The 26,947-nt window shown below is 60.1% G+C and carries 25 protein-coding genes and 1 riboswitch; of the genes, 17 read left to right on the top strand and 8 right to left on the bottom strand.

Annotation, left to right across the window (positions count from 1 at the left end; translation table 11 throughout):
• Positions 1-74: 74 nt before the first annotated feature.
• Positions 75-1,175: a branched-chain amino acid aminotransferase gene (locus CCANI_RS09675; protein ID WP_146325512.1), complete on the top strand. Its 1,101-nt coding sequence runs from the start codon at positions 75-77 to the stop codon at positions 1,173-1,175.
• On the opposite strand, the gene CCANI_RS09670 is transcribed toward CCANI_RS09675, so the two are convergent.
• From CCANI_RS09670 to CCANI_RS09655, 4 genes are read right to left on the bottom strand one after another with little or no spacing between them, the layout of a single operon-like run.
• Complete coding sequence (locus tag CCANI_RS09670) at positions 1,172-2,035, bottom strand: adenosylcobinamide-GDP ribazoletransferase (RefSeq protein ID WP_146325513.1); 864 nt, start codon at positions 2,033-2,035, stop codon at positions 1,172-1,174. The two genes, CCANI_RS09675 and CCANI_RS09670, sit on opposite strands and share 4 nt — an antisense overlap.
• A gap of 7 nt (positions 2,036-2,042) precedes the next feature.
• Entirely contained in the window at positions 2,043-3,083 is a 1,041-nt protein-coding gene (cobT, locus tag CCANI_RS09665) for a nicotinate-nucleotide--dimethylbenzimidazole phosphoribosyltransferase (protein WP_146325514.1), read from the bottom strand.
• Positions 3,084-3,095: 12 nt separating this feature from the next.
• The gene (locus CCANI_RS09660; protein WP_146325515.1) at positions 3,096-3,623 is read right to left on the bottom strand and encodes a bifunctional adenosylcobinamide kinase/adenosylcobinamide-phosphate guanylyltransferase; all 528 of its coding nucleotides are present in this window, start codon (positions 3,621-3,623) and stop codon (positions 3,096-3,098) included.
• Complete coding sequence (locus tag CCANI_RS09655) at positions 3,624-4,262, bottom strand: DUF3043 domain-containing protein (protein ID WP_146325516.1); 639 nt, start codon at positions 4,260-4,262, stop codon at positions 3,624-3,626.
• A 160-nt stretch (positions 4,263-4,422) separates the two neighbouring features.
• On the opposite strand from CCANI_RS09655, the gene CCANI_RS09650 reads away from it, so the two are divergent.
• Positions 4,423-4,767 carry a HesB/IscA family protein gene (locus CCANI_RS09650; protein WP_146325517.1) on the top strand — a complete coding sequence of 115 codons (345 nt, stop codon included), beginning with the start codon at positions 4,423-4,425 and terminating at the stop codon, positions 4,765-4,767.
• Positions 4,768-5,084: 317 nt separating this feature from the next.
• Here CCANI_RS09650 and CCANI_RS09645 read toward each other — a convergent pair whose 3' ends face one another.
• Positions 5,085-5,333, bottom strand: a complete 249-nt coding sequence (locus CCANI_RS09645) for a hypothetical protein (RefSeq protein ID WP_146325518.1) — start codon at positions 5,331-5,333, stop codon at positions 5,085-5,087.
• A 44-nt stretch (positions 5,334-5,377) separates the two neighbouring features.
• On the opposite strand from CCANI_RS09645, the gene CCANI_RS09640 reads away from it, so the two are divergent.
• Entirely contained in the window at positions 5,378-6,751 is a 1,374-nt protein-coding gene (locus CCANI_RS09640) for a helix-turn-helix domain-containing protein (protein ID WP_146325786.1), read from the top strand.
• An 835-nt stretch (positions 6,752-7,586) separates the two neighbouring features.
• Here the strand turns inward: CCANI_RS09640 and asnB are convergent.
• Positions 7,587-9,509 carry an asparagine synthase (glutamine-hydrolyzing) gene (gene asnB, locus CCANI_RS09635; RefSeq protein ID WP_146323403.1) on the bottom strand — a complete coding sequence of 641 codons (1,923 nt, stop codon included), beginning with the start codon at positions 9,507-9,509 and terminating at the stop codon, positions 7,587-7,589.
• Positions 9,510-10,041: 532 nt separating this feature from the next.
• Here asnB and ctaC point away from each other — a divergent pair.
• From ctaC to qcrB, 6 genes are all read left to right on the top strand, one after another.
• Positions 10,042-11,184, top strand: a complete 1,143-nt coding sequence (gene ctaC, locus CCANI_RS09630) for an aa3-type cytochrome oxidase subunit II (RefSeq protein WP_146323404.1) — start codon at positions 10,042-10,044, stop codon at positions 11,182-11,184.
• A gap of 18 nt (positions 11,185-11,202) precedes the next feature.
• A complete protein-coding gene (ctaF, locus tag CCANI_RS09625; RefSeq protein ID WP_146323405.1) occupies positions 11,203-11,634 on the top strand; it encodes an aa3-type cytochrome oxidase subunit IV in 432 nt (143 codons plus the stop codon).
• Positions 11,635-12,282: 648 nt separating this feature from the next.
• On the top strand, positions 12,283-12,897 hold the full coding sequence (ctaE, locus tag CCANI_RS09620) for an aa3-type cytochrome oxidase subunit III (protein ID WP_146323406.1): 615 nt from the start codon (positions 12,283-12,285) through the stop codon (positions 12,895-12,897).
• A 95-nt stretch (positions 12,898-12,992) separates the two neighbouring features.
• Positions 12,993-13,883, top strand: a complete 891-nt coding sequence (gene qcrC, locus CCANI_RS09615; protein WP_186750038.1) for a cytochrome bc1 complex diheme cytochrome c subunit — start codon at positions 12,993-12,995, stop codon at positions 13,881-13,883.
• Positions 13,880-15,094, top strand: coding sequence for a cytochrome bc1 complex Rieske iron-sulfur subunit (gene qcrA / locus CCANI_RS09610; RefSeq protein WP_146323408.1), 1,215 nt, complete (start codon positions 13,880-13,882; stop codon positions 15,092-15,094). Before qcrC ends, qcrA begins: the two co-directional genes overlap by 4 nt.
• Positions 15,091-16,719 carry a cytochrome bc1 complex cytochrome b subunit gene (gene qcrB / locus CCANI_RS09605; protein ID WP_146323409.1) on the top strand — a complete coding sequence of 543 codons (1,629 nt, stop codon included), beginning with the start codon at positions 15,091-15,093 and terminating at the stop codon, positions 16,717-16,719. Before qcrA ends, qcrB begins: the two co-directional genes overlap by 4 nt.
• A 20-nt stretch (positions 16,720-16,739) precedes the next feature.
• On the opposite strand, the gene CCANI_RS09600 is transcribed toward qcrB, so the two are convergent.
• A complete protein-coding gene (locus CCANI_RS09600; RefSeq protein WP_146323410.1) occupies positions 16,740-17,213 on the bottom strand; it encodes a hypothetical protein in 474 nt (157 codons plus the stop codon).
• A gap of 769 nt (positions 17,214-17,982) precedes the next feature.
• Positions 17,983-18,179, top strand: a riboswitch (cyclic di-AMP (ydaO/yuaA leader).
• A 13-nt stretch (positions 18,180-18,192) separates the two neighbouring features.
• Between CCANI_RS09600 and CCANI_RS09595 the strand changes: the two genes are divergently transcribed.
• From CCANI_RS09595 to CCANI_RS09565, 7 genes are all read left to right on the top strand, one after another.
• The gene (locus tag CCANI_RS09595) at positions 18,193-18,804 is read left to right on the top strand and encodes a C40 family peptidase (RefSeq protein ID WP_146323411.1); all 612 of its coding nucleotides are present in this window, start codon (positions 18,193-18,195) and stop codon (positions 18,802-18,804) included.
• 351 nt (positions 18,805-19,155) lie between these two features.
• A complete protein-coding gene (locus CCANI_RS09590; RefSeq protein ID WP_246118159.1) occupies positions 19,156-20,163 on the top strand; it encodes a C40 family peptidase in 1,008 nt (335 codons plus the stop codon).
• A complete protein-coding gene (locus CCANI_RS09585; protein ID WP_146323413.1) occupies positions 20,163-21,290 on the top strand; it encodes a glycosyltransferase family 4 protein in 1,128 nt (375 codons plus the stop codon). Before CCANI_RS09590 ends, CCANI_RS09585 begins: the two co-directional genes overlap by 1 nt.
• A gap of 75 nt (positions 21,291-21,365) precedes the next feature.
• Entirely contained in the window at positions 21,366-22,313 is a 948-nt protein-coding gene (locus tag CCANI_RS09580; RefSeq protein WP_146323414.1) for an ROK family protein, read from the top strand.
• Positions 22,314-22,349: 36 nt separating this feature from the next.
• Positions 22,350-23,090 carry a lysophospholipid acyltransferase family protein gene (locus CCANI_RS09575; RefSeq protein WP_146323415.1) on the top strand — a complete coding sequence of 247 codons (741 nt, stop codon included), beginning with the start codon at positions 22,350-22,352 and terminating at the stop codon, positions 23,088-23,090.
• A 101-nt stretch (positions 23,091-23,191) separates the two neighbouring features.
• A complete protein-coding gene (locus CCANI_RS09570; RefSeq protein ID WP_146323416.1) occupies positions 23,192-24,331 on the top strand; it encodes an acyltransferase family protein in 1,140 nt (379 codons plus the stop codon).
• 157 nt (positions 24,332-24,488) lie between these two features.
• On the top strand, positions 24,489-25,061 hold the full coding sequence (locus tag CCANI_RS09565; RefSeq protein WP_146323417.1) for a lipoprotein LpqH: 573 nt from the start codon (positions 24,489-24,491) through the stop codon (positions 25,059-25,061).
• On the opposite strand, the gene CCANI_RS09560 is transcribed toward CCANI_RS09565, so the two are convergent.
• Positions 25,054-26,271, bottom strand: a complete 1,218-nt coding sequence (locus CCANI_RS09560) for a glycosyltransferase 87 family protein (RefSeq protein WP_186750040.1) — start codon at positions 26,269-26,271, stop codon at positions 25,054-25,056. The two genes, CCANI_RS09565 and CCANI_RS09560, sit on opposite strands and share 8 nt — an antisense overlap.
• 84 nt (positions 26,272-26,355) lie before the next feature.
• On the opposite strand from CCANI_RS09560, the gene CCANI_RS09555 reads away from it, so the two are divergent.
• Complete coding sequence (locus CCANI_RS09555; RefSeq protein ID WP_146323419.1) at positions 26,356-26,871, top strand: polyadenylate-specific 3'-exoribonuclease AS; 516 nt, start codon at positions 26,356-26,358, stop codon at positions 26,869-26,871.
• Positions 26,872-26,947 lie beyond the last annotated feature (76 nt).

Below are 26,947 nucleotides of genomic sequence, written 5' to 3'. Positions count from 1 at the left end.
GTGCAGCGTGCCCAGCGCAAACGTAGCTATGTTCGGTTGGCTGTGCGGGTGTTGGGGAGGTGTAGGGTGTCTGTATGCCTGCAATGACCTTTACTGTTACGCAAACTGAACAGCCCACCAGCCCCGAGAGCCGGGCCGAGATCCTGGCCAATCCGGGCTTTGGAAAATTTCATACGGATCACATGGTGCTCATCGATTGGACCGAGGAGCAAGGGTGGCACGATGCGCGGGTGGTCCCGTACCAGCCGTTCGTGCTGGACCCGGCTTCGTCGGTCCTGCACTACGGCCAGGCCGTGTTTGAGGGGCTGAAGGCGTACCGCCACGAGGACGGCAGCATTCAAACGTTCCGCCCCGAGCAGAACGCGCAGCGTTTCCAGCGTTCCGCCGAGCGCCTTGCCATGCCGCAGCTCCCGGCCGACGTGTTTATCGAATCTTTGCGTCAATTGGTCGCCGTGGATAAGGATTGGATCCCGGCCGCCGGCGGTGAGGAGTCCTTGTACCTGCGTCCCTTTATGTTGGCCACCGAACCGTGCCTTGGCGTGCGCCCGGCGAAGCGTTATGTGTACGCCCTGATCGCTGGCCCTGCCGGCGCATATTTCGCGGGCGGCATCAAGCCGGTGTCGGTGTGGCTGTCCGAGGATTATGTTCGCGCCTGCCCGGGTGGCACCGGCGCCGCCAAGTTTGCGGGTAACTATGCGGCTTCCTTGCTCGCGCAGGCCCAGGCCGCCGAACAGGGTTGCGATCAAGTGGTGTGGCTCGACGCCATCAAGCGCTCCTATGTGGAGGAAATGGGCGGCATGAACCTGTTCTTCGTGTACGGCGAGGGCGAGTCCGCGCGCGTGGTCACCCCGAAGTTGTCGGGGTCGTTGCTGCCGGGCGTCACCCGCGATTCGCTGCTGCAGGTGGCCCGCGATTTGGGCTATGAGACCGAGGAGGTGCTCATTTCCACCCAGGATTGGGAGGATGATGCCGCCGCCAAGAAGCTCACCGAAACGTTCGCCTGCGGCACCGCGGCCGTGATTACCCCGGTCGGTTCCGTAAAGAGCCGCCACGGCGATTTCGATATCAATGGTGGCGTGACCGGCCCGATCACCATGCGGCTGCGGGAAACGCTTACCGGCATTCAGCGCGGCAGCCTGCCCGATACCCATGGCTGGATGCACCAGCTGAGCTAGCCCCCGACCAGCGCCCCGTAGCTGATCACAAAGACGCTGGGCGCGAGGGCGGTCGTGAGTTCGATAAGCGCGCCGATGCAATCGCCGTTGAGCCCGCCGAAGCGACGCGTCAACCGGCGTGCCAATACCACCGCCGCGCTTATCGACGCCGCGCCGGCACACCCCAGCGGCAGCACCAGCGCCCATTCGCTCACCGGTGCGATCGGGAGGGTCCCGGCCGCGATCGCCAGCGCCGCCGTCAGCGCGAACGCCCATGCGAATATCGCGCGGCTTGCCACGGTGCCGATCACCAACGCCCCGAAGCCGGTGGGTGCCAGCGGGGAGAAGTTCCGGTGGCAGGGGATCATCCCGGCCAGGCGGGCGACCACAGGCACCGATCCGATCACCAACCCCGCCGCCGCCGTGCCCGGCAGCTTGTCCAGCACCGCGGTGAGCCCAGCCAGCTGCACCATAAGGCATAGCACGGCGGCCCCCATGCCCAGCGCCCCGGTGTATTTGTCCGCCAGGATTTCGCGCGCGCGTTCGGGATCGCCAAAGGATCCCAGCGCGTCGCCCACATCGGCGAGCCCATCCAGGTGCATCATGCGCGTGAGCCATTGCCACAGCGCGATGCACAGGGCTGCGATCAATATCGTGGGCGTGTGCAGCCAGGAGAGCCCGGCCACCAAGGCGGCGCCTGTGGCCCCGAGCACGAGCCCTACCACCGGCAGCGAGTTCATGGCCCGCCGCCCGGTCACCCGATCGAAGGCTTGTGCTACGCCCCGCACGGGCAGGATGGTCAACCAGGACAGCGCCGTCGCGGGCCCCTCCACCAGGGCAAACCCGTGGTCACCCGCGACGAATTCGGCTTTCCCGGACACTACCGTGCTACTCCTTTTCGGAAACCCCGGCGGATTCGAAGGTGGCCATATCAATCATGATGTCTACGGCGGCCTTGACTATCGGCAGCGCCACCGCCGCCCCGGAGCCCTCCCCAAGGCGCATCTTAAAATCGAGCAGGGGTTCGAGCTTCAACGCGCGCAATGCGAGCTTGTGGGCGGGCTCGGCGCCGCGATGCCCGGCCAGCCACCACTGCCGCGCGCCGGGCGCAAGTTTGTTCGCCATGATCGCCGCAGAGGTGACCACTACGCCGTCCAGAATCACGGGCGTGCGGCGCACGCTGGCCTGCGCGAGGAAGCCCGCCATGGCGGTGAGATCGGGGGAGGAAATGGCCCGCAGCACGGTGATCGCGTCGTGGTGCTGGTTGCGCACGCGGAACATGGCATCCCGTACGGCCGCCACCTTGCGCTTCCAACCCTCATCGTCGATGCCGGTGCCGCGCCCCACCACAACCACCGGTTCGGACTTGGTCATGGCCCCCACCAACGCCGCCGCCGGGGTAGTATTGCCGATCCCCAAATCGCCGGCAATCAGCAGGTCAGCCCCGCTATCCACCTCCTGATCCGCGATGCGCTGCCCCACCTGAATCGCGCGCAGCACCTCTAGCTCGGTCATGGCGTCCACGGCGTCGATGGAGCCGCAGGAACGCCGCACCCGGTCCTCGCCCTCGGCATCGTGATCCAAGGACACATCCACCACGCGTACCGAAGCCCCCGCCGCCCGGCCCAGCACATTGATCGCCGCGCCGCCCGCCTCAATATTGGCCGCCATCTGCAGGGAAACCTCCGCCGGGTAGGCAGACACCCCGCGCTGCGCCACGCCGTGATCGCCAGCAAATACGATAATCCGTGGGTCCCTAATTGGCCGCGGCGGACACACCCCCTGACAGGAGCTCATCCACACGCCAATTTGTTCGAGGCGCCCGAGGGATCCGGCGGGCTTAGTCAGCGTCTTCTGATACGCCTCCGCCTGCTCGCGCACCTCGAAACTCGGCGCGTCGACCTTGGCGAATAGTTCTGCGGGAAGCATGGGTGACTCCTTTTATGTTTGGGGTTTCAAGACTAGTGGCAATCCTGCGGCAACAAGCACCACTTTGTCGCACACCTGGGCCAGCCGCCCATTGAGTGTGCCAATTTCATCGCGGAACAACCGTCCCGCAGGGTGTTCGGGTATCACGCCCATACCCACTTCGGGGGTGACCAGCACGAGCTCACCGCCACCATACGTATCGACGCCGCGTACCAGGGCGTCGATACGCGCCTGACACGTGCCACGGGGGCGGTCCCAGGCCTGCGCGGAATCGATAACATGAGTGAGCCACGTACCCAGGTCGTCGACCAGGACGGGTGTGGGCGAGGCGTCGATAAGCACGTCAACAACGTCGCGCGTATCTTCGGTGCGCCAATGGGAGGGACGCCGAGAAACATGGTCCGCGATGCGCGCCGCAAAATCCGAATCACCCGGCCACGGGCGCGCCGTAGCAACATACGTGACCGGGCCCGCAGGCATCAAAGCCTCCGCAAACGCCGACTTGCCCGACCGTGCGCCACCTAGCACAAGCGTACGCACCTAAACTTCAGCGCCAATCTCCACGCGCGGCTTCGGACTCCGCAACTTACGCGGCTGAGACGCCCGCGAATAACCATAAAACGCGAGGGCGTAACCGGTATCAGTCGCATGCGGGAAACGCTCCGCCGCAGCCTTTTTCAAACGAGCGCCCAAAATGAAACCCTCAATGAAAAACGCCGCCATGACCAGCATCGCGATCGTAGAAGCGATCGCATTCACCTCCGGATTCGACTGCACCGCAAACAACACCACCAACAACAGCAGGGCGGCGGGCATCACCATATTGCTAAAGAACCGGCGGGCATCCACCCAATCTCGAGCAAACGCGCGAACCTCCCCCTTATCGCGCTCCAAGAGGTAGCGCTCATCGCCGCGATCCATCGCCTCCTGCACCGCCCGGCGCTTCGCGGCCGCAGACTCCCGCTCCTGCTTCTTCAGCGCCTTATACTCTTCCCGAGACATCGACTTCTTCAACGCCTTACGGCGTGCCCGCGCCTCCTTCGACGTTTCCGGCGGCGACACCGGATCCCGCCGGATACCCCGGGCGCGCTCAACCTCATTCCGCTTCGGCGTCGGACGCCCCTTTTTCGGCGTATAACCCTTGCGGTGCTTGTCTGCAGACTGAGTGTCAGAAGCCACAGAACACTCCTTGGAAGAAAAAACTAACGAACGCCCTCAAGGCTACAAGCTTTTCCGCCCAATCCGTGAATGCGGGTCCAGCACAAGGTGTGCGCAAAACGTACAATGCTAGTACCGTTGGTTGCCGACATAGATTCACACGCAAGGAGACTTCTTTTCCATGACTGCTCCCGAGACCAACACCGGTGTCATTCTTACCGATGCCGCTGCCGCAAAGGCCAAGGCTCTCCTTGATCAGGAAGGCCGCGACGACCTAGCGTTGCGCATCGCCGTCCAACCCGGTGGCTGCGCCGGACTCCGCTACCAGCTCTATTTCGACGACCGTCGCCTGGACGGCGACAAAGTCGACCTTATTGGCGGGGTCAACCTTGTAGTAGACAAAATGAGCTTGCCGTACCTTACCGGTGCGCGCATCGATTTCGCAGACACGATCGAATCCCAGGGGTTTACCATCGATAATCCCAACGCCAGCGGCTCTTGCGCCTGTGGGGACTCGTTCAACTAGGCGAGACGCTGCCGTGCCGATCGGGGGGTTCGGGGGTTGGGGGCGGGTTTCTGGCGCTGACCGCCTCGGATGCAACGTTGTGCCTAGGTCTGGCTAAGTCCCGAACGGTTGTGGACAACTTATCGGTGACCTTGGCGGTGGCTGCGACAGCCTACTGCCGCTGGGGTGGCTTGGGGGCCGAAATCAGCCGACGATTTTCCGCGCTCAGGCAGATTCGACACGCCAGCCGCCGCGCGGTGGTGTTTCCGCAGGACGCGGAATTCGCCATGTCAGATCTGCCTGAGGCAGATTTTGCGGGGCCGATGGTTCGAAAAAGTTCAATCTTGTCTGTGTTTCACGGCCTTGCCAATAGCTTGCGCGGATAGGTTGTGTGCAGCTGTTGACCTGCGATCGTCCGGAATTTCTTCATTAGGGTGGTCAACGAAGAATAGAAAGACGATTTGCAGCGTTTTTGGCCTGTCATCTCTCAGGACCTTGGTAACAACCTGTTTCATCACCTTGGTGACAACCTGTCTCATGTCCTTGGTAACAGTCTGTCTCATGGCCTTGGATGCAACGAGTCTCATGACCGTGGAAACGATTTTGGTGGTGTTCGTTTTCAATTAGGTGCATGGTTCGTCCTCTTTCGCCGAATGTGCGGCGTTTAATTGTTGAATTTGATCCGTGTGCCGCGAACGGCATGAGTATTACGGAGTTTTGTGCGGTTCATGGCATTAGCCGGAAAACGTATTATGCGATCAAAAAGCGTTTTGAGCAGGAAGGATTTGGGGCGCTGCATCCGCGGTCGAGTGCGCCGCATAAGCCTGCGACTACCTATGATGAGGCTACGGTGTCGATGGTGCTTGCGATGCGGGAGCGGCTTGGCCAATTTGGTTGGGATAATGGGCCGCGATCCATTTGGTATGCGTTGATTGATCAGCCGAATGTGGTGCAGCCGATTCCTTCGGTGTCGACGATTGCTCGGATTCTGGCTGCTGCGGGTGTGGTCGCGAAGAATCCCCGGAAGCGGCCTCGCTCATCGATAGTGCGCTTCGAGCGATCCTGTGCCATGGAGTTGTGGCAGCTGGATGCGTTTTCCTATCGGCTCGCTACTCCGGCGGGCACTGTGATCACGATTTACCAGCTCATCGATGATGCAACCCGATTTGATGTGGGTACTACGTATGGCACCAAGCCGGAAAATGGGGCAGATGCGTTGAACTGTGTAGTTAACGCGATCCGTGTCTATGGGGTACCGCGCCAATTGCTGAGCGATAATGGTGGCGCGTTTAATCAGATTCGCCGGGGCCGGATCACTGCGCTGCATCGGTTTCTTGCCGTCAAGGGTTGTGAGGCCATTACTGGCCGGGCGGATCATCCCCAAACCCAAGGCAAAAACGAACGCTCCCATCAAACCTTGGTGAAGTTCCTTGATGCGCACAAGCCCAGTACTGAGGCCAAATTGAAGGAATTGCTCAGTGAATACCGGGAGTACTACAACAACAAGCGGAGGCATCAAGCACTCGGGGGTATGACCCCGAAACAGGCCTGGGACAGCATCGAACACCGCCCTAGTAGCGGCGAGCCCATCACCCAGGAGCAATTGACTGCAGAGATTGAAAAATACCGGCAGGCCCGTTCGAGCGAGTCCCCCAGCGCTGCAGATGGCCTCGACCAGGATCCAGCAATGCTGTACATCAAACCCTCGTCCAGACCACGTTTCGCGCTCGCGGGGTACTACATCAATATCCCCAAACGGCTTACCGATAAGCACTACTACGTCGTTCACACCGACGATGAATACGCGCTATTCGATTCCGTCGACGGCGTCATGGTCCTGCGAATCCCACTGCCACTAAACGTGCTCGGCGAACCGATCGGCGCCACCGTACCCCTTTGGAAAATCATCGGCGCGTACCTCCACGAGGCCCCGCCGTGGTTTCTCAAACGACAGCAGCAATGGCTACAACAACACCCCACCGCCGCTGCTGAACTAGAGGATTAACTACCCGCTCGCGCGTTACCAAGGTAATGCTACTGGTTGTCACCAAGGTGATGATACTGATTGTTACCAAGGTGATGGCACAGAGTGTTACCAAGGTCGCGAGATTCTACACGGCGTTTTTGGGCCAGATTCGTCCTGGATTTCTTCGTTGGGGCCCCGAATGAAGAATAGAAAGACCAGCCCCAGGTCGGCAGTTGCGCACAACCCATCGGCGACCTAGGCGGTGGCGCACAATGTATTGCCGCTGGGGCGATTTGGGGCCGAAATCGGCCGACGATTTTCCGCGCTCAGGCAGATTCGACACGCCAGCCGCCGCGCGGTGGTGTTTCCGCAGAAGGGTGAACCCGCCGTGTTAGATGTGCCTGAGGCAGATCCGGCGCGTCGGTCATCGCGGGGTAGTGTTTCCGCAGGACGGTGAACTCGAGCTGTTAGATCTGCCTGAGGCAGATTTTGCGGGGCCGATGGTTCGAGAAAGTTCGAACTCTATTGCCCGGGATTGCTCTCCCGGCAGCTTGCCCTGATAGGTTGTGTGCAGCCGTTGACCTGCGATCGTCCGGAATTTCTTCATTAGGGTGGTCAACGAAGAATAGAAAGACGAGCTGCGGCGTTTTTGGGCGTTTTTGGGCCAGATTCGTCCTGGATTTCTTCGTTGGGGCCCCGAATGAAGAATAGAAAGACCAGCCCCAGGTCGGCAGTTGCGCACAACCCATCGGCGACCTTGGCGGTGGTGCACAACTCATCGGCGGGTGGAGAAGCTCCGCAACCTATCGGCGGGTTGGCTGGTTGAGCGCAACCCCACACGGCACCAGCGTGGAAGTTGCGCGCAATCTTGGATTTAGAGGTGGACGGGGTAGTCGCGCTCCTCGATGTCCGGCTTGATGCGGTGTTCCACGAAGATGGCGTGCCACACCATAAAGGCGAGGACGGTCCAGAGGCGTCGAGAATGGTCGGAGACTCCAGCGCGGTGCTCTTTGAGCATGTCAAGCACGGCGTGCTTGGCTATGATTCCGTCGGTCTGGGATTCATTGATGGTTTCTTGCGCCCACCCGTAGAGTTCGTCGCCGGCGAGCCAGTGGCGCATGGGCACCGGGAAGCCCAGCTTGCGGCGGTTGAGCACGTGGGCCGGAACGATTTGTTCCATCGCGCGGCGCAGGGCGTATTTGGTGGTGCCTTCGGTGATCTTGAGATCGTAGGGAATGGTTTCCGCCACGGCGAAGACTTCGCGGTCTAGGAAGGGAACGCGCAGTTCAAGGGAGTTGGCCATGGTGATTTTATCGGCCTTGACCAGGATATCGCCGCGCATCCAGGTAAACAGGTCTAGGTGTTGCATGCGGGCAACGGGATCCATGTTTTTGGATTGCGCGTAGATGGGGGCGGTGACGTCTTTGTGGTCCCATTCGGGCCGGGCGTCGGGAAGCACGCGCTTGAGTTGCTCCCAGTTAAAGGAACGCGCATTGCCGTAGTAGCGCTCTTCCATGGTCATGGAGCCGCGTTCGAGGAGGGATTTCCCCTTCATGCCGTCCGGAAGCACGCGGCTGAGTTGGTGCATGCCCTTGCGCATGGGGGAGGGGAGTTTCTCAAACGGCGCGAGGGATAGCGGCTCCTTATAAATGGTGTAGCCGCCGAAGAGCTCGTCCGCGCCTTCGCCGGAGAGTACCACTTTGACGTGCTTGCGGGCCTCGGCGGCGACGAAGTAGAGGGGGACCAAGGAGGGGTCGGCGACTGGGTCGTCGAGATACCACATGATCTTGGGGATGGCGTTGGCGTACTCTTCGGGAGAGACGACCTTGACGATGTGCTCGGCGTCGATAGCCGCGGCGGATTCGGCGGCGACGTCAACCTCGGAGTAGCCTTCGCGTTCGAAGCCGGTGGTAAAGGTGAGGAGCTTCGGGTTGTGGCGTTTGGCTAGGGCGGCGATTGCGGTGGAGTCGATGCCTCCCGAAAGGAAGGAGCCGACTGTAACGTCCGCACGCATATGCTTTTCGACGCTGTCTTCTAGCGCCCGCGCGATGCGATCGAACAGGTCCTGCTCCTTGCCTTTGGGCACGGGCTGGGCGGGGAATTGGGGCTTGAAGTAGCGCTCCGCGGTGACCTGACCGCCGGGTTGGACGGTGGCGATGCAGCCGGATTCCAGGCGGCGGATTGCGGCGTGTAGGGACTCCGGTTCGGGCACGTATTGCAGATCTACGTAGTGTTCGATCGCGCGGAAATCGAGGTCCAGCGGGAGGCCGATCTCGGGGGCCATCTCCAGGATTGATTTCTTTTCGGAGGCGAAGACCGTGCCGGCGTCGGTGGTGGCGTAATACAGCGGTTTGATGCCAAACGGGTCGCGGGCCAGGAAAAGCTCGCGGTTGTGCGTATCCCAAATGGCGAAGGCGAACATCCCGCGGAGGTGCGTAACCACGTCCTTGCCCCAATGGTGGTAGCCGACGATGATCGTCTCGCCGTCGCCAGACGTGTTGAAGGTGTAGCCGAGGTCTTGCAATTCCGCGCGCAGCTCGAGGTAATTGTAAATCTCGCCGTTAAAGGTCATGGCGTAGCGCTCGGGGGCGTCGGCAGGGCCCCATTGGAGAGGCTGATGCGAGTGGGCGATATCGATAATGGAGAGTCGGTTAAAACCGAACACTACGTCGGCATCGAACCAGGTACCGTCTTCGTCGGGGCCGCGGTGCCGCATGCACGGCAAAGCGCGTTCGGTTGCCGCGACAAAGTCAGCAGCGTTCTGATTGCTGGTCAGCATGCCAAGGAGGCCGCACATACAACAGTTCCTTTAAATAGAGTCGTTTGGTCAGGGTGGACAGCGGCGCCCACGCGCCACGCATCAACACAGCTTAACCGCTAGCGGGTTTGTGGCACCACAGACCCATCATGCCGGAAGCGTGAGGTGTCAGCCGGTTTCCGTCAGACGGTGTTACGAACGTGCAAGTGAATTGCGGCTCCATTGGAACTGGTGAACAACCCTGAACGGGTGGGCAAGCGCTGAGTTTGAAAGTTCCGAAAGTGACTTGCGGGGTAAAAAACACTGCATAAACGGCCCTTAACACGCCCATTGGGGGGTACCCAAACGTTTGATACCGAGTGTGAGTTGGATTACATGCTGAGGGCGTATGTTCGGTTTGCGCGGCTTTCATGCAGTAGAATCCTCACTGTTTTATCAGGAACGCACCTAGCCTGCCCTTTTTCATGGGTGAATCGAAGTGGAAACCCGCGCCGTATGCGATAACCTCAATGTTTAGGACAAGGACGCGTTGCGTTCTGAAGCGATTGTGTGGACAGGAAGGCAGACACACGTGGAACAGCGAAACAAGCGTGGTTTTCGGCGAAAGGCCCTGCTTGCCGGAATCATCGGCGCAGGTAGCCTTACGCTGACTGGCTGCGACGTCGCCGCACCCGGCGGCTCGTTCGGCCAATTCTTGCGCATGGGCTGGCCCGAGGGCATTACGCCGGAGGCGACCGCTATGGGCAACTTCTGGGTATGGACCTGGGTGGCGGCATGGATCATCGGCATTATCATGTGGGGCCTTATGTTCTGGTCGCTCTTCGCGTATTCGGCGAAGAAGGCGGAAAAGGCCGGTAAGGGCGAGTTCCCGCGTCAGACCGGGTATAACGTGCCCTTGGAGCTGGTGCTTACGATCATCCCGATCGTTATTGTGATGGGCTTGTTCTTCTTTACGGTGCAGACCCAGGACAAGGTCACCGCATTGGATAAGGACCCGAAGGTCAAGGTGGACGTTACCGCCTTCCAGTGGAACTGGAAGTTCGGCTATGCGAACGTTTCTTCGGAGCTTTCGCCGACCGGCTCGGACTATGTTGGTACCGACGCCGAACGCCAAAAGGCAGCCGAAAACTCTGCCGAATTCTCGGATACCACCCGCGGTGAAGAAGGTACCGCGTCGCATGGTGACGGACATGGTGCGGCCGCGGGCCCGATCCACGGCAAGTCCACCTCGGACGTTTCCTTCTTGCACTTCAACAAGATTGAGACCGTAGGCACCACGGACGAGGTGCCGGTGCTGGTGCTGCCGTCGCAGACGGCGATCGAGTTCGACCTCGCCGCGGCCGACGTGGTGCACTCCTTCTGGGTTCCGGAATTCCTGTTTAAGCGCGACGCGTTCCCGCACCCGGAGGCGAACAAGTCCCAGCGGACCTTCCAGATTGAAAAGATTGAGAAGGAAGGCGCGTTCGTGGGGCGCTGCGCGGAAATGTGCGGTACCTACCACGCAATGATGAACTTTGAGGTGCGCGTTGTTTCGCCGGAGAAGTTCACCGAGTACTTGGACTACCGGATGAAGAACCCGGATGCGCAGAACTCCGAGGCGCTGGAGGCTATCGGTGAAAAGCCGTACGCTACTTCTACCAGCCCGTTCTTGCCCGGCCGTACCGATACCCGCGGTGCGAACGAAAACACCGTGGACCTCAACGAGGGCTTTTAAAGGAGGAGTGACCTAACAATGAAGTCTTCTGCAAAGATCTTCTACGGGCTGACCGTGTTCCTGGCGGTCATGGCAGTGCTCTACATTCTGGCAACGATGAAGATTGCCGATGCCGGCAGCATTCGCGGCCTGGAGTGGGCCGGTGCCACGGGATTGGTCCTGGCCACAGGGTTGACGCTGATGCTGGGTGGTTACTTCCACTTCACCGAACGTCGAATGGATATTCTCCCGCACGACTGGGAGGAAGCCGAGGTCGAAGACGGCGCCGGCATGCTCGGTTTCTTTAGCCCGAGTTCCATTTGGCCGTTTGTGATGTCGATGGCCATTTTGATTATGGGCTTTGCTATTGCCTTTATGTCCTATTGGATGCTTCTGCTTGGCGCAGTTGTTCTGATTTGGTCCGGTACGATGCTCAACTTGCAATACGGTCTGCCGAAGGAAAAGCACTAAATTCCTGTCTGCTATTACGTGGTGTTGCCTAGGTAGGCACCTGTAACGCAATTCGAGAAACCCTGCGGAATCACCCGCAGGGTTTTTGTGTGCTTAGTTGGCGTATGACGCTTTATCTAAAATGCTAAATTGGAGTTAGCGCTCGGGGAGTGTGAACTCCTCGATAGCACCATTGAGCCCCAGCGGCAGGGTAGGGGATGGGCTGCAGAGCGGGCGCGAGGCTTTCGCGTCGCTTCGCGCTTCTTCCCAAGTAGTGGTGCATGTGGGGGCGTTATGGTGCCGAGTTTTTCGTCCGTCAGCATTTCCGCAGGCCGCAGGGGGTCAACCGAAAGTTGTAGCGGACGAAAAGTTCCCGCGGATATTTGTGACATACATCTCTCACTTCAGCTGAGGAATTGGGGCCATCAATACAGGGGAATGTTTTAGGCTTTAATGGCGAAAACGGAAAGCGGCTTGTGGACGCGTCCGGCTGGGGGGTTGACCTGCAAAAATAGCGCGTCGGATCTGCGGCGAAAAAGTTCCCGCCGTTTAGAAAGTTTTTGGAATTTCTTAGTGGGCCAAGAAAAGCACCTGTACACGCGATTTTCTCGCACGAGAATTCGGGGGCATGAGATGACTTAACTCTAAGAAACCGTCATACTAGTTAACGTGACGAGCGCAGTTGGAAATACAGACATGGCGGCACCGCAGCGTGTTGCGGCACTGAACCGGCCCAATATGGTCAGTGTCGGCACGATTGTGTTTTTGTCGCAGGAATTGATGTTCTTCGCTGGCCTGTTCGCTATGTACTTTGTGTCACGTGCGAATGGTCAGGGAGAGTCGTGGGACGCAGGTACAGGCCACCTGAATGTTCCGTACGCCTTCGCGATTACGGCGATTCTGGTTTCATCGTCGTTTACCGCACAGTGGGGCGTTTTCGCCGCAGAACGAGGTGACGTCTTCGCACTTCGTCGCTGGTATGCACTTTCTACCGTTATGGGTCTCGTGTTCCTCGTGGGTCAAGCGTGGGAGTACTTCCAGTTGGTGCAGCACGGCCTGACCATTCAGAACAGCATCTACGGATCCGTTTTCTACATCACAACCGGGTTCCACGCTGCTCACGTTCTGGCTGGTGTCCTTGGTTTCGTGGTGGTTTTGATTCGCGTGGCCAAGTCGAAGTTCACCCCGGCCCAAGCGACCGCAGCGATGGTGGTGTCCTACTACTGGCACTTCGTCGACGTGGTTTGGATCGGCTTGTTCATCACCATTTACTTCATTCAGTAGGCCGTAGCAGCCGACGGACCTCGGACTCACCCAGTAGATGAGCTCCAGGGCTCGGCCTATAGCCCTTCACTTTCCGAACACGAGTTATAAGGGAAATGATGGATACCAACCTCCAGAAACCCGATATGGCCGCCGCTGCGGTCAGATCGGCGAAGAAGGTCAAGAGCCGCCGCAAGGTGCGCCGGACCGTCGCCGGTGCAGTGGCATTGACCATCGGTCTCACCAGTGCTGGCCTTCTGGCTGATGCGTTGACACCCGACGCACAGGTGGCTACCGCCAGCTCCGACACCCAGGCACTGATTCAAGAAGGCAAAGACCTTTACGACGTCGCGTGTATTACCTGCCACGGTGTCAACCTTCAGGGCGTCAAGGGCCGCGGCCCCTCCCTGATTGGTGTAGGCGAAGGTGCAGTGTACTTCCAGGTCCACTCTGGTCGTATGCCGATGCTCCGCAACGAAGCACAAGCTGCACGTAAGACCCCGCGCTACTCCGAGCATCAGACGCTTGCGCTTGCCGCATATGTCAACGCTAACGGCGGTGGCCCGGGCATTGTGAAAAACGAAGACGGCTCCATCGCCATGGAATCGCTTCGCGGTCAAAACTACAACGGTGAGATTGATCCAGCCGATGTCGCCCGTGGTGCTGACCTATTCCGTTTGAACTGTGCGTCCTGCCACAACTTCACCGGCCGTGGCGGCGCGCTTTCCTCCGGTAAGTACGCTCCCTACCTAGATCCTGCAAACGAGCAGGAGATCTACCAGGCTATGCTCACCGGCCCCCAGAACATGCCGAAGTTCTCCGACCGTCAGCTCACCGCGGACGAGAAGAAGGACATCATCGCCTTCATTAAGTCCGCGAAGGAAACCCCGAACCCCGGTGGCTACGGTCTTGGCGGTATCGGCCCCGTCACTGAGGGCATGTTGATGTGGCTCGTCGGCATTACCGTGCTGGTTGCCGCTGCATTGTGGATTGGATCCCGCTCATGAGTAACAACGAAATGAAGAAGTACACCTCTCAAGAGCTCAACTCCATGAGCAACGATGAGCTGGCCCGCTTGGGCACCGAGCTCGATGAAGTGACGGTCGCGTACCGCAAGGAACGCTTCCCAATCCCGAACGATCCTGCAGAAAAGCGCGCGGAACGCAGCGTGGTCATCTGCTTCCTCCTGGGCATCGTATTCGCTATCGCATTCCTAGGCGTGTACCTGTTCTGGCCGTGGGAGTACAAGGGCCTCGGCGAAGAAGGCCTCTGGCTGTACACCCTGTACACCCCGCTGCTCGGCGTCACGATGGGCTTGTCCATCCTGTGCATGGGCTTCGGCGCGGTCCTTTACGTAAAGAAGTTCATCCCTGAAGAGATTTCGGTGCAGCGCCGCCACGACGGCCCTTCCGAGGAAGTCGATCAGCGCACCCTCGTCGCATTGCTGAACGATTCTTGGGAGACCTCCACGCTCGGCCGCCGCAGCCTGCTTAAGGGCCTGATGGGCACCGGCGCGGTCCTTGCCGGCCTGGCCATTATCGCCCCGCTGGGTGGCATGGTGAAGAACCCGTGGCGTCCGAAGCCCGGCGGCGTCGACGTCCAGGGCGACGGCACCTTGTGGACCACCGGATGGACCCTTACCGAAGAGGGCACCAAGGTGTACCTCGGCCGCGATACCGGCGCTATCGCCGAGGAGCACAATGGCCACTACACCACGCAGGGCGTGACCCGCCTCGTGCGCATGCGCCCCGAGGATCTCGCGGCAGGCGCCATGGAAACCGTCTTCCCGCTGCCCGAGGAAGACGTCAACGATGGCGACCTCTACGATTCGACCCGCGAAGTGTACGAGATGCACATGCATTCGATTCACGGTTCGCGCAACTCCGTGATGCTGATTCGCCTCCGCCACGAGGACGCGCAGCGCGCAATCGAGCGTGCCGGACAGGAAGACTTCCACTACGGCGACTACTACGCCTATTCGAAGATCTGTACCCACATTGGTTGCCCCACCTCGCTGTATGAGGCGCAGACCAACCGTATCCTGTGCCCGTGCCACCAGTCGCAGTTCGATGCTTTGCACTACGGTAAGCCCGTTTTCGGTCCTGCCGCTCGTGCTCTTCCGCAGCTGCCTATTACCGTAGATGATGAGGGATACCTCGTCGCCGCTGGCAACTTCATCGAGCCGGTCGGCCCAGCTTTCTGGGAGCGTAAGTCATGAGCAACAATAAATTAGCCCAAATGGGCACCAATATGGACTCGCGGTACACCATGTCCGCGATGGTCCGCCAGCAGATCAACAAGGTCTTCCCAACCCACTGGTCCTTCCTGCTCGGCGAGATCGCACTGTACAGCTTTATTGTGCTGCTGCTGTCCGGCATTTACCTGACGCTGTTCTTCGACCCTTCCATTACGAAGGTCATTTACGACGGCGCTTACGGTCCGCTGCGCGGCGTCGAAATGTCCCGTGCGTATGAGACGGCGCTGAACCTTTCCTTCGAAGTTCGCGGCGGCTTGTTTATCCGCCAGCTGCACCACTGGGCCGCACTGATGTTCGCGGTGTCGATTATGGTGCACATGATGCGCATCTTCTTCACCGGCGCTTTCCGACGCCCGCGTGAGGCAAACTGGATCATCGGCTGCGTGTTGCTGCTGCTGAGCGTTGCCGAGGGTTTCATGGGTTACTCGCTGCCTGACGATCTGCTTTCCGGCGTGGGCCTGCGCATCATGTCCGCGATCGTCATTTCCCTGCCGGTCATTGGCACCTGGCTGCACTGGCTGATCTTCGGCGGTGACTTCCCGTCCGAAATCATGCTCGACCGTTTCTACATCGCACACGTGTTGTTGATCCCCGGCATTCTGTTGGCGCTGATCGCCGCTCACCTGGCGCTGGTCTGGTACCAGAAGCACACGCAGTTCCCCGGCCCCGGCCGCACGGAAAACAACGTGGTTGGCGTGCGCATCCTCCCGGTCTTCGCAGTGAAGTCCGTGGCCTTCGGCCTGATCACCTTCGGCCTGCTGGCGCTGATGGCCGGTGCTACCCAGATCAACGCGATTTGGAACCTTGGCCCGTACAACCCGGCGCAGGTCTCCGCCGGTTCGCAGCCCGATATCTACATGCTGTGGACGGACGGCGCGGCCCGTATTATGCCCGCCTGGGAGCTGTACTTTGGCAACTACACCATCCCCGCCGTGTTCTGGGTGGCTATCATGCTGGGCGTGCTCGTGGGCCTGCTGTTCGCCTACCCGTTCATCGAGGCGAAGATGACCGGCGACGATGCCCACCACAACCTGCTGCAGCGTCCGCGCGACGTCCCCGTCCGCACCTCGCTCGGCGTGATGGCGCTGGTGTTCTACGCACTGCTGACCATCTCCGGTGGTAATGACCTGGTGGCCTACCACTTCCAGATCTCGCTGAACGCCATGACCTGGATCGGCCGCATCGGTTTGATCGTGCTGCCCGCGCTGGCGTACTTTATCACCTACCGCATCTGCATTGGCCTGCAGCGTTCGGACCGCGAGGTCCTCGAACACGGCATCGAGACCGGTGTGATCAACCAGCTGCCCAATGGTGCCTTTATCGAGGTGCACCAGCCGCTGGGTCCGGTCGACGATCACGGCCACCCGATCCCGCTGGAGTACGCCGGTGCCCCCGTGCCGAAGCAGATGAACCAGCTTGGCTTCGCCGGTGCCCCGGGCCGCGGCTCCTACTTCAAGCCGGATAACCCAGAGATCGCCGCCAAGGCCGCAGAAATCGAACACCGCAACCACGCTGAGGAAGCGGAAATGTTCGAAGAGCTGCAAGCCGCCAACCGTGCCCAAGATGAGGCTGATGGCCGCGTCTAGCTAGCTCATTTCCAACGCGCTCAAAACCCGCCCCACACACAAACTGTGGTGGCGGGTTTTTTAGGCCTGTGGCGGGCACTGGGAGGCGCTGTGGCGGCCGTGGAGGTGCGTTGTAGTGGGGGCTTTAAGGCAAATTCCCAACGGGGCGAGACGTTCGAGCACCGCATCGTTGCGGGTGCGGTCAAGCAGCCCGCCGCGATTCCAATGGCCACATTGATGGCGGTGACTATGGGGAACACCAGAATAGAAAGTGTGTACCAACCCAGATTTCCCCGCAGTCTCAATCGAAAGCCTGTGTTATTCCAGCCGTCGTTGTCGAGCCCACGCAGGGCGAGACCGGTAAGCATGGGCGTCACGATAAAGATGAGCAGGCCTGGGCTGCCGCTGGGTGTGTCGGAGGGGATCCCGAGGAGGGTAGCCAAGCCGACGCCAACCCAGCCGCAGCCCACGGCGACTGCCGAAAAGACGGCGAGATTGCGTTGCGTCCTGTCCATACCGCCATCATATCCCTATGAGATATATGGCGATGCGGGATGCTGAATGTCGAGTGCGGCGCTCTTGGCCGCCGCAAAGGGGTGTGCGTCGGTTACCCCTGCCGCCGCGGCATACCTTATATATAAGGTGCAATTTTTCTGAGAGCTTTCCTTATATATAAGGAGTGCACGCTTAGATTGCGAGCTAGCGGGTCGCAATATTGCTTTTCGACGTCCCGCCGGCCCGGCGTCGTCGGCAAAGCTTCCTGCGTGGCGCCGGTGAGCGCCTTGTGTTGGGCGCCTTGCCAGCGCCTGTGACGCGAGGTGTATTTGGTATTTAAGTTAACCGTGGTGCGATTGTGAAAACGCTGACCGGGGCCATTTGGGGCCCAAAAAGCGACGCGCCATCCGTTGAATGGTCAACTTTTTACCCTTCCGCATGGGCATGTGACAGAAGTCACAAAATTAATTTGTAACGTGCGATCGGGTGTCGCGCCACGCATTGGTAGCTGAATTGCTTTAGGCTCATAAATCTGAGCGTCGCCCACCGCGAAAGTGCAGCGTACAACATATTTTATTGTTGCAGGTTTGGTGTACTGTATGTGGCAGTGATTGTCTCGATTTGGATACATGAGGGTTGCCCGTTGGTTTTGGTAACGGGACGGTAACGAACACAAGATGTGCGTCATTTGCTTGCGAACGTTGGACAAACCAAACCCCCTTTCGTAACCTAAATGAGACATTGCGAGCCGGGAGAGATCAGACGGGTCTTGAAGGGTAAGCGACGGATAACCGAACAATGCCTAATCGCATTTGCTTCAAAGCCTCCGGCAAGTGGAGGTGGTGAATGTGAACCGGGGAACCAAACCTTATTCATTCTGGGGTGAGTTCCGTGTGAGAGCGCTTTGATAAAAGCGTGGATCCGGATAGGGAGCCTTCCGCTTCCGAACCCGACAGCTAACCCGGTCGGCCAACAAAGGAAGATTTGGAGTTTTCTATCGTGGGTAAGCACAGCCGCCGTAATACGAACACTGTTCGCAACGCAGCAACCGCTTCCGCTGTCGCCGTTGGCGCCACCGTTGCTTTTGCGGGACCTGCACAGGCTGCAGATGTTGTCATCCCGAACACCGGAATCACTTTCAATGTCCCTGGCATCGAAAACGTGCCGGGTGTCCAGAACGTCCCTGGCGTTCAAGACTGGGTGCCCGCGCTCTCGGGGCAAGCTGCCACCCCTGGTGGGTTCAACCTGCCGGGCATTCCGGCCGCCAACAATGGGCAGGCCATCGTTGATGCCGCAGCATCCAAGATCGGTGCTCCGTATGTGTGGGGCGCAGCTGGCCCCAACGCTTTCGACTGTTCCGGCCTGACCACGTGGGCATATCAGCAGGTGGGCAAGCAGATTCCGCGTACTTCTTATGAGCAGGCCGCTAACGGCCACCAGGTTGCGTACGACCAGCTGCAGGCTGGCGATATCGTCGCCTTCTACTCTGGCGCTTCGCACGTGGGCATCTACACCGGCCACGGCACCGTGATTCACGCCTCCACCGAGGGCACCCCGCTGTCCGAGGTTCCGATGGATCAAATGCCGTTCCACTCCGCTGTTCGCTACTAACGCGAACGACGCGCCTCGCGCGCTGAAACTTCCGTAATTTACCCGCAGCGAAACGTTCGTGCCTGCGGGTTTTTGCGTTCGTGGGGTAGCTTTTCGCGGGGCACCGGTCCCTCCCCAAAAAGTTGTGGGCGATTAATCACGGTAATCACATCGCTCACTCTAGTTTCAGTTTTCCTGCGAGTTCTTTGTCTTTGTTTATCAACCGTTTATAGTCATAGTGTTGCCGTAACGGCCTTATGTGGGCGCCGGTCCCAACACCGGAGTGAACAGGTGTTTTACGGCGCGAATCCCATGTGCAAACGATGGAAAGTTGGTTTAGGTTACGTGTCCGAGTCGCAGTTGCGCCGCGTTATCAAGTCCACAATTTTGATTGGCGTCACTGTTTTCAGCGTGGCAGTGGTTCCGCCCGCCTACGCGGACCCCGCCGAAGTGGATCGCCTGATCGAGGACCTTGGTAGGGTCTCCCACGAGATCGAGGCCAAGAACGAAAATGTCAAGCAATTGGAGCTTGATATTGAGGCCAAGCAGAACGAGATTAACGGTATCCGCGATGAGGTCCGTGTCACCTCTGAAAAGGCGCAAGCCGCGCGCGATGCTGTTGCGGCCAATCAGGCTGAGGTAAACAAGTTGGCGCTTTCTAAGTATCGCGGCGCCAATGTTGACCCCGTGACCAGCGTTATTTCCGCGCAGAACCCGCAGAGCGCCATCGACCGCACGGCGTATATGACTTCGCTGACGCGCCACCAGGAGCAGATGCTGAAGGGGTTGTTGGCGGCGGCTGATGAGGCTGCGGCGTCGCACGATAGGGCGGCGCGGGCGGAGGCGCAGGCTGAGTTTCAGGCGGGCCAGCTTGAGGTTGAGCGTAGCCGCGCCGAAAAGGAGCGTAAGGATCTCGACGGCCAGACTGCCGATATCCGTCGCCGCGTTGAGGCGTTGAGCCCTGCCGACCGGGAACGCTGGAATTCTAAGAATGGCCCCGTGGAGCATTCACTGCTGGGGATTTCCGGGTCGAACCCGTCGGGCATGAGCGCCCTTGAGGTCGCCATGACCAAGGTGGGCTCGCCATATGGTTGGGGCGCTATTGGCCCGGACGCGTTCGATTGTTCCGGCTTGGTGTATTGGGCCTACCAGCAGCAGGGCAAGACTGTGCCGCGGACTTCGCAGGCGCAGATGGCCGGTGGCACGCCGGTGAGCCGCGAGGAGCTGCAGCCCGGTGATGTGATCGGCTATTACCCGGGCGCCACCCACGTGGGCATTTACGCGGGCAATGGCATGTTGTTGCACGCCTCCGATTACGGGATTCCGGTGCAGGTCGTGCCCATGGATTCCATGCCCTATTACGGGGCCCGCCGGTACTAGTGGCCAAGACGCTGCTGGTCACGAATGATTTCCCGCCCACCGTAGGCGGGATTCAGTCGTACCTTAGGGATTTTGTGGCGCAGCTCCCGCCTGAGGAAATCGTGGTGTTTGCCTCGACTCAACACGCTCAGGCCGCGCGCGAATACGATGCGGGGCTGCCGTATGTGGTGGAGCGCTGGCCGCGGCGGGTGATGCTGCCTACGGTCGCGGCGTCGATACGCATGGAACAATTAATTCGTGCGCACGGTATAGATACGGTGTGGTTCGGTGCCGCGGCGCCGCTGGGGTTGCTGGGTGCGGCGGCGAAACGGGCGGGCGCGCGACGGGTGGTGGCTACGACGCATGGTCACGAGGTGGGTTGGGCGATGCTGCCGGGCGCGCGTTCGGTGCTGCGCAGGATCGGCCGGCACGCGGACGTGGTGACGTATATTTCCGCGTACACCTGCCGGCGGATTGAACGTGCGTTCGGGGATGTGGAATGGCTGCATTTGCCCTCCGGAGTAGACGCGCAAGTGTTCGAACCTCTGGAGGTTGGCGCCGACCGCTACAGGGCGGTGCGGGAACGCTGGGGGATCGCCGGGCGGCCGATGGTGTGCTGCATTTCGCGGCTGGTCCCCCGAAAAGGGCAGGATTCGCTGATACGTTCGTGGCCGCTGGTGCGCGCGGAGATCCCCGACGCCGTCCTGATGATCGTCGGCGGAGGCAGGTACGAACGCATCCTGCGTAGGCTCGCCGGGGATGGCGTGTATTTCACCGGCATGCTTGCCGACGCCCCGCGCACGGCGCTTCTGGCAACCGCCGACGTGTTCGCCATGCCGGCGCGCACCCGTGGCGGTGGTTTGGACGTGGAGGGGCTGGGCATCGTGTATTTGGAGGCGCAGGCCTGCCAGGTGCCGGTGATCGCCGGGGATTCCGGGGGCGCGCCGGAAACGGTAACCGCGGAGACGGGCGTGGTGGTATCGGGAAGGGACATTACAGGGCTTGCACGGGAGATTGTGTCCCTGTTGCGGGATGGGGAGCGCAGGGCCGCGATGGGGCGTGCCGGGCGGGCGCATGTAGTGCGCGATTGGTCCTGGGAGAGGCTTGGGGCGCGGCTGCGGGCGGCGCTTGAATGCCCACCAAAATAGGGCTTGTACACGGCGTGGCATATACTTGAACAGCTTTTTGTATTTTATTTAACGAGCGGCAGGTGAATACGCCCCATGGCCCCAGTGTGCGTTGGTTTTGATATCGGTGGCACCAACCTTCGCGGGGCGGTCGTAGACGCTCACGGAACGGTGATCGATTTCGAGCAAGTCCCCACGCCCAGCAGCACCTCTGCGTTGGAACGCGGGATCAAACATATAGTTGAAAAGCTCGGAAAGCGGCACCAGATCGCGGCGGTGGGAGTGGCCGTGGCCGCATTCCTCGACCCGGATTGCACAACAGTGCGATTTGCGCCGCACTTGCCGTGGCGGGACGCGGCTGTGCAACAGCGCCTGCAAAACCTCCTGCAGCTGCCGGTGCGCTTGGAGCACGACGCCAATGCCGCCGCGTGGGGCGAATATCGGTTCGGGGCGGCGCGCGATGCGAAAATTTGGACGTTGTTTGCGATCGGGACGGGGATCGGCGGGGCGCTGATGATCGACGGCAAGATTTATCGGGGCGCGTTTGGAACCGCACCTGAGTTCGGACATTTGACCGTGATCCCCGATGGGCGTACCTGCCCGTGCGGCAAGCGCGGCTGCCTGGAACGGTATTGCTCCGGAACGGCCTTGGTATCCACGGCGCGGGAGCTGATCGCCAGCGGGAGGTTCGAGGAATCCCGCTTAAGTATTGATTTTCGCGCGCGTCCGGAGGCCTTGACCGGCCATGTGGTGATGCAGGCGGCGCGCCGCGGGGACGTCGCAGCGCTGGCCGCGGTCGATGATTTCGCGCATTGGTTGGGTGAGGGGTTGGCCATCGTCGGCGATGTGTTGGACCCGGAACTCATTGTTATCGGCGGCGGCGTGGCTGGCGAATCTGTGCTCTATTTGGAGGCGGCACGCAGGCAGTATGGCAAGCGCATCGTGGGGGCGGGGCATCGGCCGCTCGCTCGTTTGCGCACGGCGGAACTTGGCAGCGACGCAGGTATGATTGGCGTAGCAGACTTGGCTCGCCAGCTAACCTGACCTGCACCCGTTCCGGCTCGATGGAAGTGAAATAGCATGCAAAACAAATGGTACTGGGCGTTTAAGCACATCATTATGGGCCCGTTTTTTCGGGTGTATAACCGCCCGGAAATCGAGGGGCTCGAACACATTCCCAGTACCGGGCCGGCCATTTTGGCTTCCAACCATCAGTCCGTGATGGATTCGTTTTACCTGCCGTTGATGTGCCCCCGGCAGATCACCTTCTTGGCCAAGCAGGAGTATTTCACCGGCACCACGCCGGTAGGTAAATTGCAAAAGTGGTTTTTCTCCAGCGTCGGCCAGGTGCCCATCGACCGCAGCTCCGCCAACGCTGCGCAGGCCGCCATCGATGTGGGCATGCAGGTGCTCAGACGCAATGATTTGCTGGGGATCTACCCGGAGGGAACGCGGTCACCCGATGGCCGTATTTTCCGGGGCAAGACCGGCATGGCGTGGATGGCGCTCGGTGCGGGTGTGAGCGTGGTTCCGGTCGCCATGATTGGCACGCGGGAGGCCAACCCGATTGGCTCCTGGGTGCTGCGGCCGGCGAAGGTGCGCATCCGCGTGGGCGAGGCTATCGACGCCGAGGGTTATGTCAAGGCGCTGGGGCTGGATCCGGATTCCTATGAAGCGGCACGCGCCTTGACGGACCACGTTGTGCAAACCTTGGCGGCCCTGTCGGGCCAGACTTATGTTGATGCCTATGCGGCCGATATCAAGGCGTCGCTTGCGGCCGGTGAGGGCTATCCGGAGGGAACTGCGCCGCAGTACAACTAGGTTGGCAGGAGCTGCGGGGCTACCAAATTCGCTAAAGGTGCAGTAAGGTTGTTCAAGGCCCAATCCAATGGGCTTCAACTATGCCCAAGGAGAGGTAAGGCGTGAGCACTCAGGTGGCCACCCCGCGTAAGGTTGAACGCCTTGCGTGGCCAGACGCTGCCCGCGGATTGTCCATTATCGGCGTGTTATTGCTGCACGCGTGTCTGACGGTGCCCAGCGCCATGGAGACGACGCTACCCGCGCAATACAATGAGATGCTGGCGCCGCTGCGCTTGCCGCTGTTTTTCCTGGTCAGTGGGTTTTTTTCCGTTAAGATTCTGCACAGCACATTGTTCGAGTTAGTGTCTCGGCGGCTGTGGTATTTTGTGGTGCCATATGTGATTTGGGTGCCGGTGGAGCAGTGGCTGAAGGCGTCCGAGTTGGCAGCGTTTCAGGATAAACCCATGCCGGACTTGTGGTTCTACTGGGAAGCGATCACGGGCGGGAACAATACCTATTGGTTTTTGTATTGCCTGATCCTGTGTAATCTGCTGCTGTGGGCGACGCGGAAGCTGCGGCCGTGGCTGGCGGTGGTCTTTTCGTTTAGCCCAGTGGTCTTGCTGGTCGCCGGGGAGTGGGATCCAATTGTGGCGAATTCGATCATGTTTATCCCCGTGTTTTTTATCGGGGCGCATGGGCACTCGCTGATCAATTGGTTCGCGGAGCACACCCTGTACCTGTGGGGCCTGGGTGTGGCCGGGCTGAGTTACGCGTCCGGATATGTGCTGGAGACGCTGTGGGTGCTGCGCCAGGAATACCCGGTGGAAGGCTGGCAGCTGCCCGGCGGCATCCTGCTGGATAGCAACGATATCGATATCATGGTGCGCCTGATGGTGCGGCTGTTGATGCTGCCCGCCGCGGTGGCGTTGGCGGTGGTCTTGTCCCGCGTGCCGGTGGTCAATTCCGTGTTGGAGTTTTTCGGGCGGCATACCCTCGTGCTGTATTTGGGGCATCCGCTGGCGCTGACATTGCTATTTAATTTTCATTATCGCTACGAGGACATTGCGTTCACGGAGGATTCGGGCAATCTGTGGGATTCGCCGACACTGTGGGTTGGGGTGTGCCTGCTGTTCGCCATGTTTGGCGGGCTGGTCTTCGAGGGCCTGCGCCGGATCCCCGTGGTCAAGTGGACCGTGGTGCCGCCGGCACTCACCGAGCTTGTGAAGGCTGCCCCGAAGCGGGCCGAAAAGGTGTATCGCTAAACAGACGCACCCTACAGCCACAGAGCGAGGGTAACTCTCCGCCGCTGCTCGGCCCCGGTTATTGTGTACAATGCAACTAAGTGTCTGTATTCATAATCAGCACTTATAGCGCGGCGTTTGCCCAATGCTCCAAGACACCCCTCATGAAGGAGTGACAATGAAACCTATTCGTCTTGCTGTATTTCTGTCCATCACCACGCTCAGCCTCGCTGCTTGCAGCGGCAACTCCGAGACCAGCAGTGCGATGTCGTCCGCGACTTCGGCAGCATCTTCGGCGATGTCCTCGGCTACTTCGGCGGCTTCCTCGGCGATGGCTCAACCCTCCGGCGGCGATGTCACCGTTGAGGTCGATGGTTCGCCACTTGAGGCGAATTTTCTGAACATCACCTGTACCCCCGGTGATTCCAATGATGATGTCGACGATGCGGATGATGTGAACGAGGGTCCCGAGTTGAACATCGAATCCCAAAAGGGCGAAGCCCACGAGCTGGACATTGATATCAATAACCCGGACGATAACCCCACCCTGGATAACCTCGATATCGATGTGGACACCACCCACTTGGACACGGAAGACGCCCAAGAAATGGCCGCCACCGTGACGCGGGATGGCAATACGTGGACCATCGAAACCGACGCCTTCCATTCCGAAGGCACCATGAATGATGATGCCGATGACGGTACCGGCAAGGTTGCCCGTGTGAAGGTCAGCGTTACGTGCCCTAGCTAAGGGAGCCGCGGCGTCGATAATGGGCCGCAATAACGCCGAACACAATGGCGAGGGAGAGTAGCACGTAGGAGCTTCCTACCAGCTGTTGCGCGAAATTCCACGCCTCTTCGGCGTTATTGTTGCGCGGCAGCATCCAATGCGGGGGGAACAATGCGGTGCCAACCACCAGCACAAACGCCACACCGGCGGCCACGCTCTTGCGCATGGCCACGGCCAGCAGCAGCGCGGCGGGGACGATCCACACCCAGTGGTGCGACCAGGAAACGGGGGAACACAGAAGCGCAACCAGCGAATTCAATGTGACGGCGACTACGGGTTGCGCGTGGTACATCGCCCAGGCGATCAGGGCGAGGAGGATCACGATGCCCACCTTCCACAGCGTTTCGGAAGTTTGTTCGCCCACGAGGCGGAACAGCAGGCCACGCAATGATTGATTGCCGGCGTATGACAGGCCGCCGATGCGGGAGGGGTCGCTCAGCGTGTGCAGCCAATATTGGGAGGAGTTCGTGGGGCTGATCAGCCACGCCAAGGCCGTAAAACCGATTCCCGACGCCGCGCACACGCCCGCCGATTTCCAATCCCGGCGCAGCAGGAAATACAGGCCGAACACCGCGGGGGTGAGCTTGATGGCGGCGGCGAATCCGATCCAAAATCCGCGCGGCAGCCAGGGCTTTTTGGTCAGCGTGTCCACGAGGACGAGGGCCATAAGGAAAATGTTTACCTGCACAAAGTCCAGGGTTTCCGTGATCGGTTCGAGCAGGAGCGCGGCGGGCAGGAGCACCAAGGCGCTCAGGCGGGCGGGCAGCGCGGGCGCGGCGTGGCGGAGCACGATCACCATGCACCACCACAGCACGATCACGGAGGCGATATCGAAAACCACCGCGCCGAAGGCTAGGGGGAGCACCGCCAGCGGCGCGAACAGAATTGCGGCGAGCGGCGGGTAGGTAAAGGGCAGTTTGATGTCCGCGACGCTGTAATCCTGGGTGTACAGGTTTTCGCCCCGCAGGAAGGCCTTTGCGCCCTCGCGGTAGACGTCAATATCGATGTGGTAGCGCCAGAATTCGGAGCTGCCGATGGCGTCGAAATTCACCGTCCGCAACGAAACCGCGTACAGGGCAAACAGGAGGGCGCTGGCCACCACCGCGGGGTGGCTTAACGCTCTGGTGAGGAGCCTGGAGTACGTTTCGGATTCGCTCTGGAGTGTGTTCACGTTTGGAGAGTCTAATGCCGTTGCCTGGAAAGGACTATGCTGAGTGCGGGATTGTTTGTAAGCGAAAGTGTAGGAATCTGCTGTATGCGCTTCTTTTACGACACAGAATTTATTGAAGACGGCACCACAATCGACCTTGTTTCCATCGGCATCGTCGGCGAGGACGGTCGCGAATATTACGCCGTCTCCACCGCCTTTGACCCCGCCAAGGCGAACACGTGGGTGCGCAATAATGTGTTGAACCAATTGCCGGAGCCGGGCCATAAGGCGTGGCGTTCCCCGCAGCTGATCCGGGAGGAAATCCTGGCGTTTTTGCTGGATTCGCCCGGGGATCCGGAATTATGGGCGTGGGTCGGCGCGTACGATCACGTGGTCCTAGCCCAGCTGTGGGGCGATATGGTGGCGTTGCCGCGCAAGATTCCGCGCTATACGCGGGAGTTAAAGCAGTATTGGGAGTTTGCGGGCCGCCCGAGGTTGCCGCGGCTGCCCAATAATAATCACGATGCGCTGGTGGATGCCCGCCATAATTTGGCCAAGTTTAAGGTGTGTTTTGCGGCGTTGCCATTGACGCCGAGCAATGCCGCCATTACCCGCCGCTAACACGCGTTTCCCACATTATGAAACGGCGACGTCTCACATTTTAGGAATGCTGTGATGCGCGTGGTTAAATGGTGTG

Origin of the sequence: Corynebacterium canis, from assembly GCF_030408595.1 — a bacterium.
GTDB lineage: Bacteria > Actinomycetota > Actinomycetes > Mycobacteriales > Mycobacteriaceae > Corynebacterium > Corynebacterium canis.
This window is presented reverse-complemented; position numbering and strand designations above follow the sequence as displayed.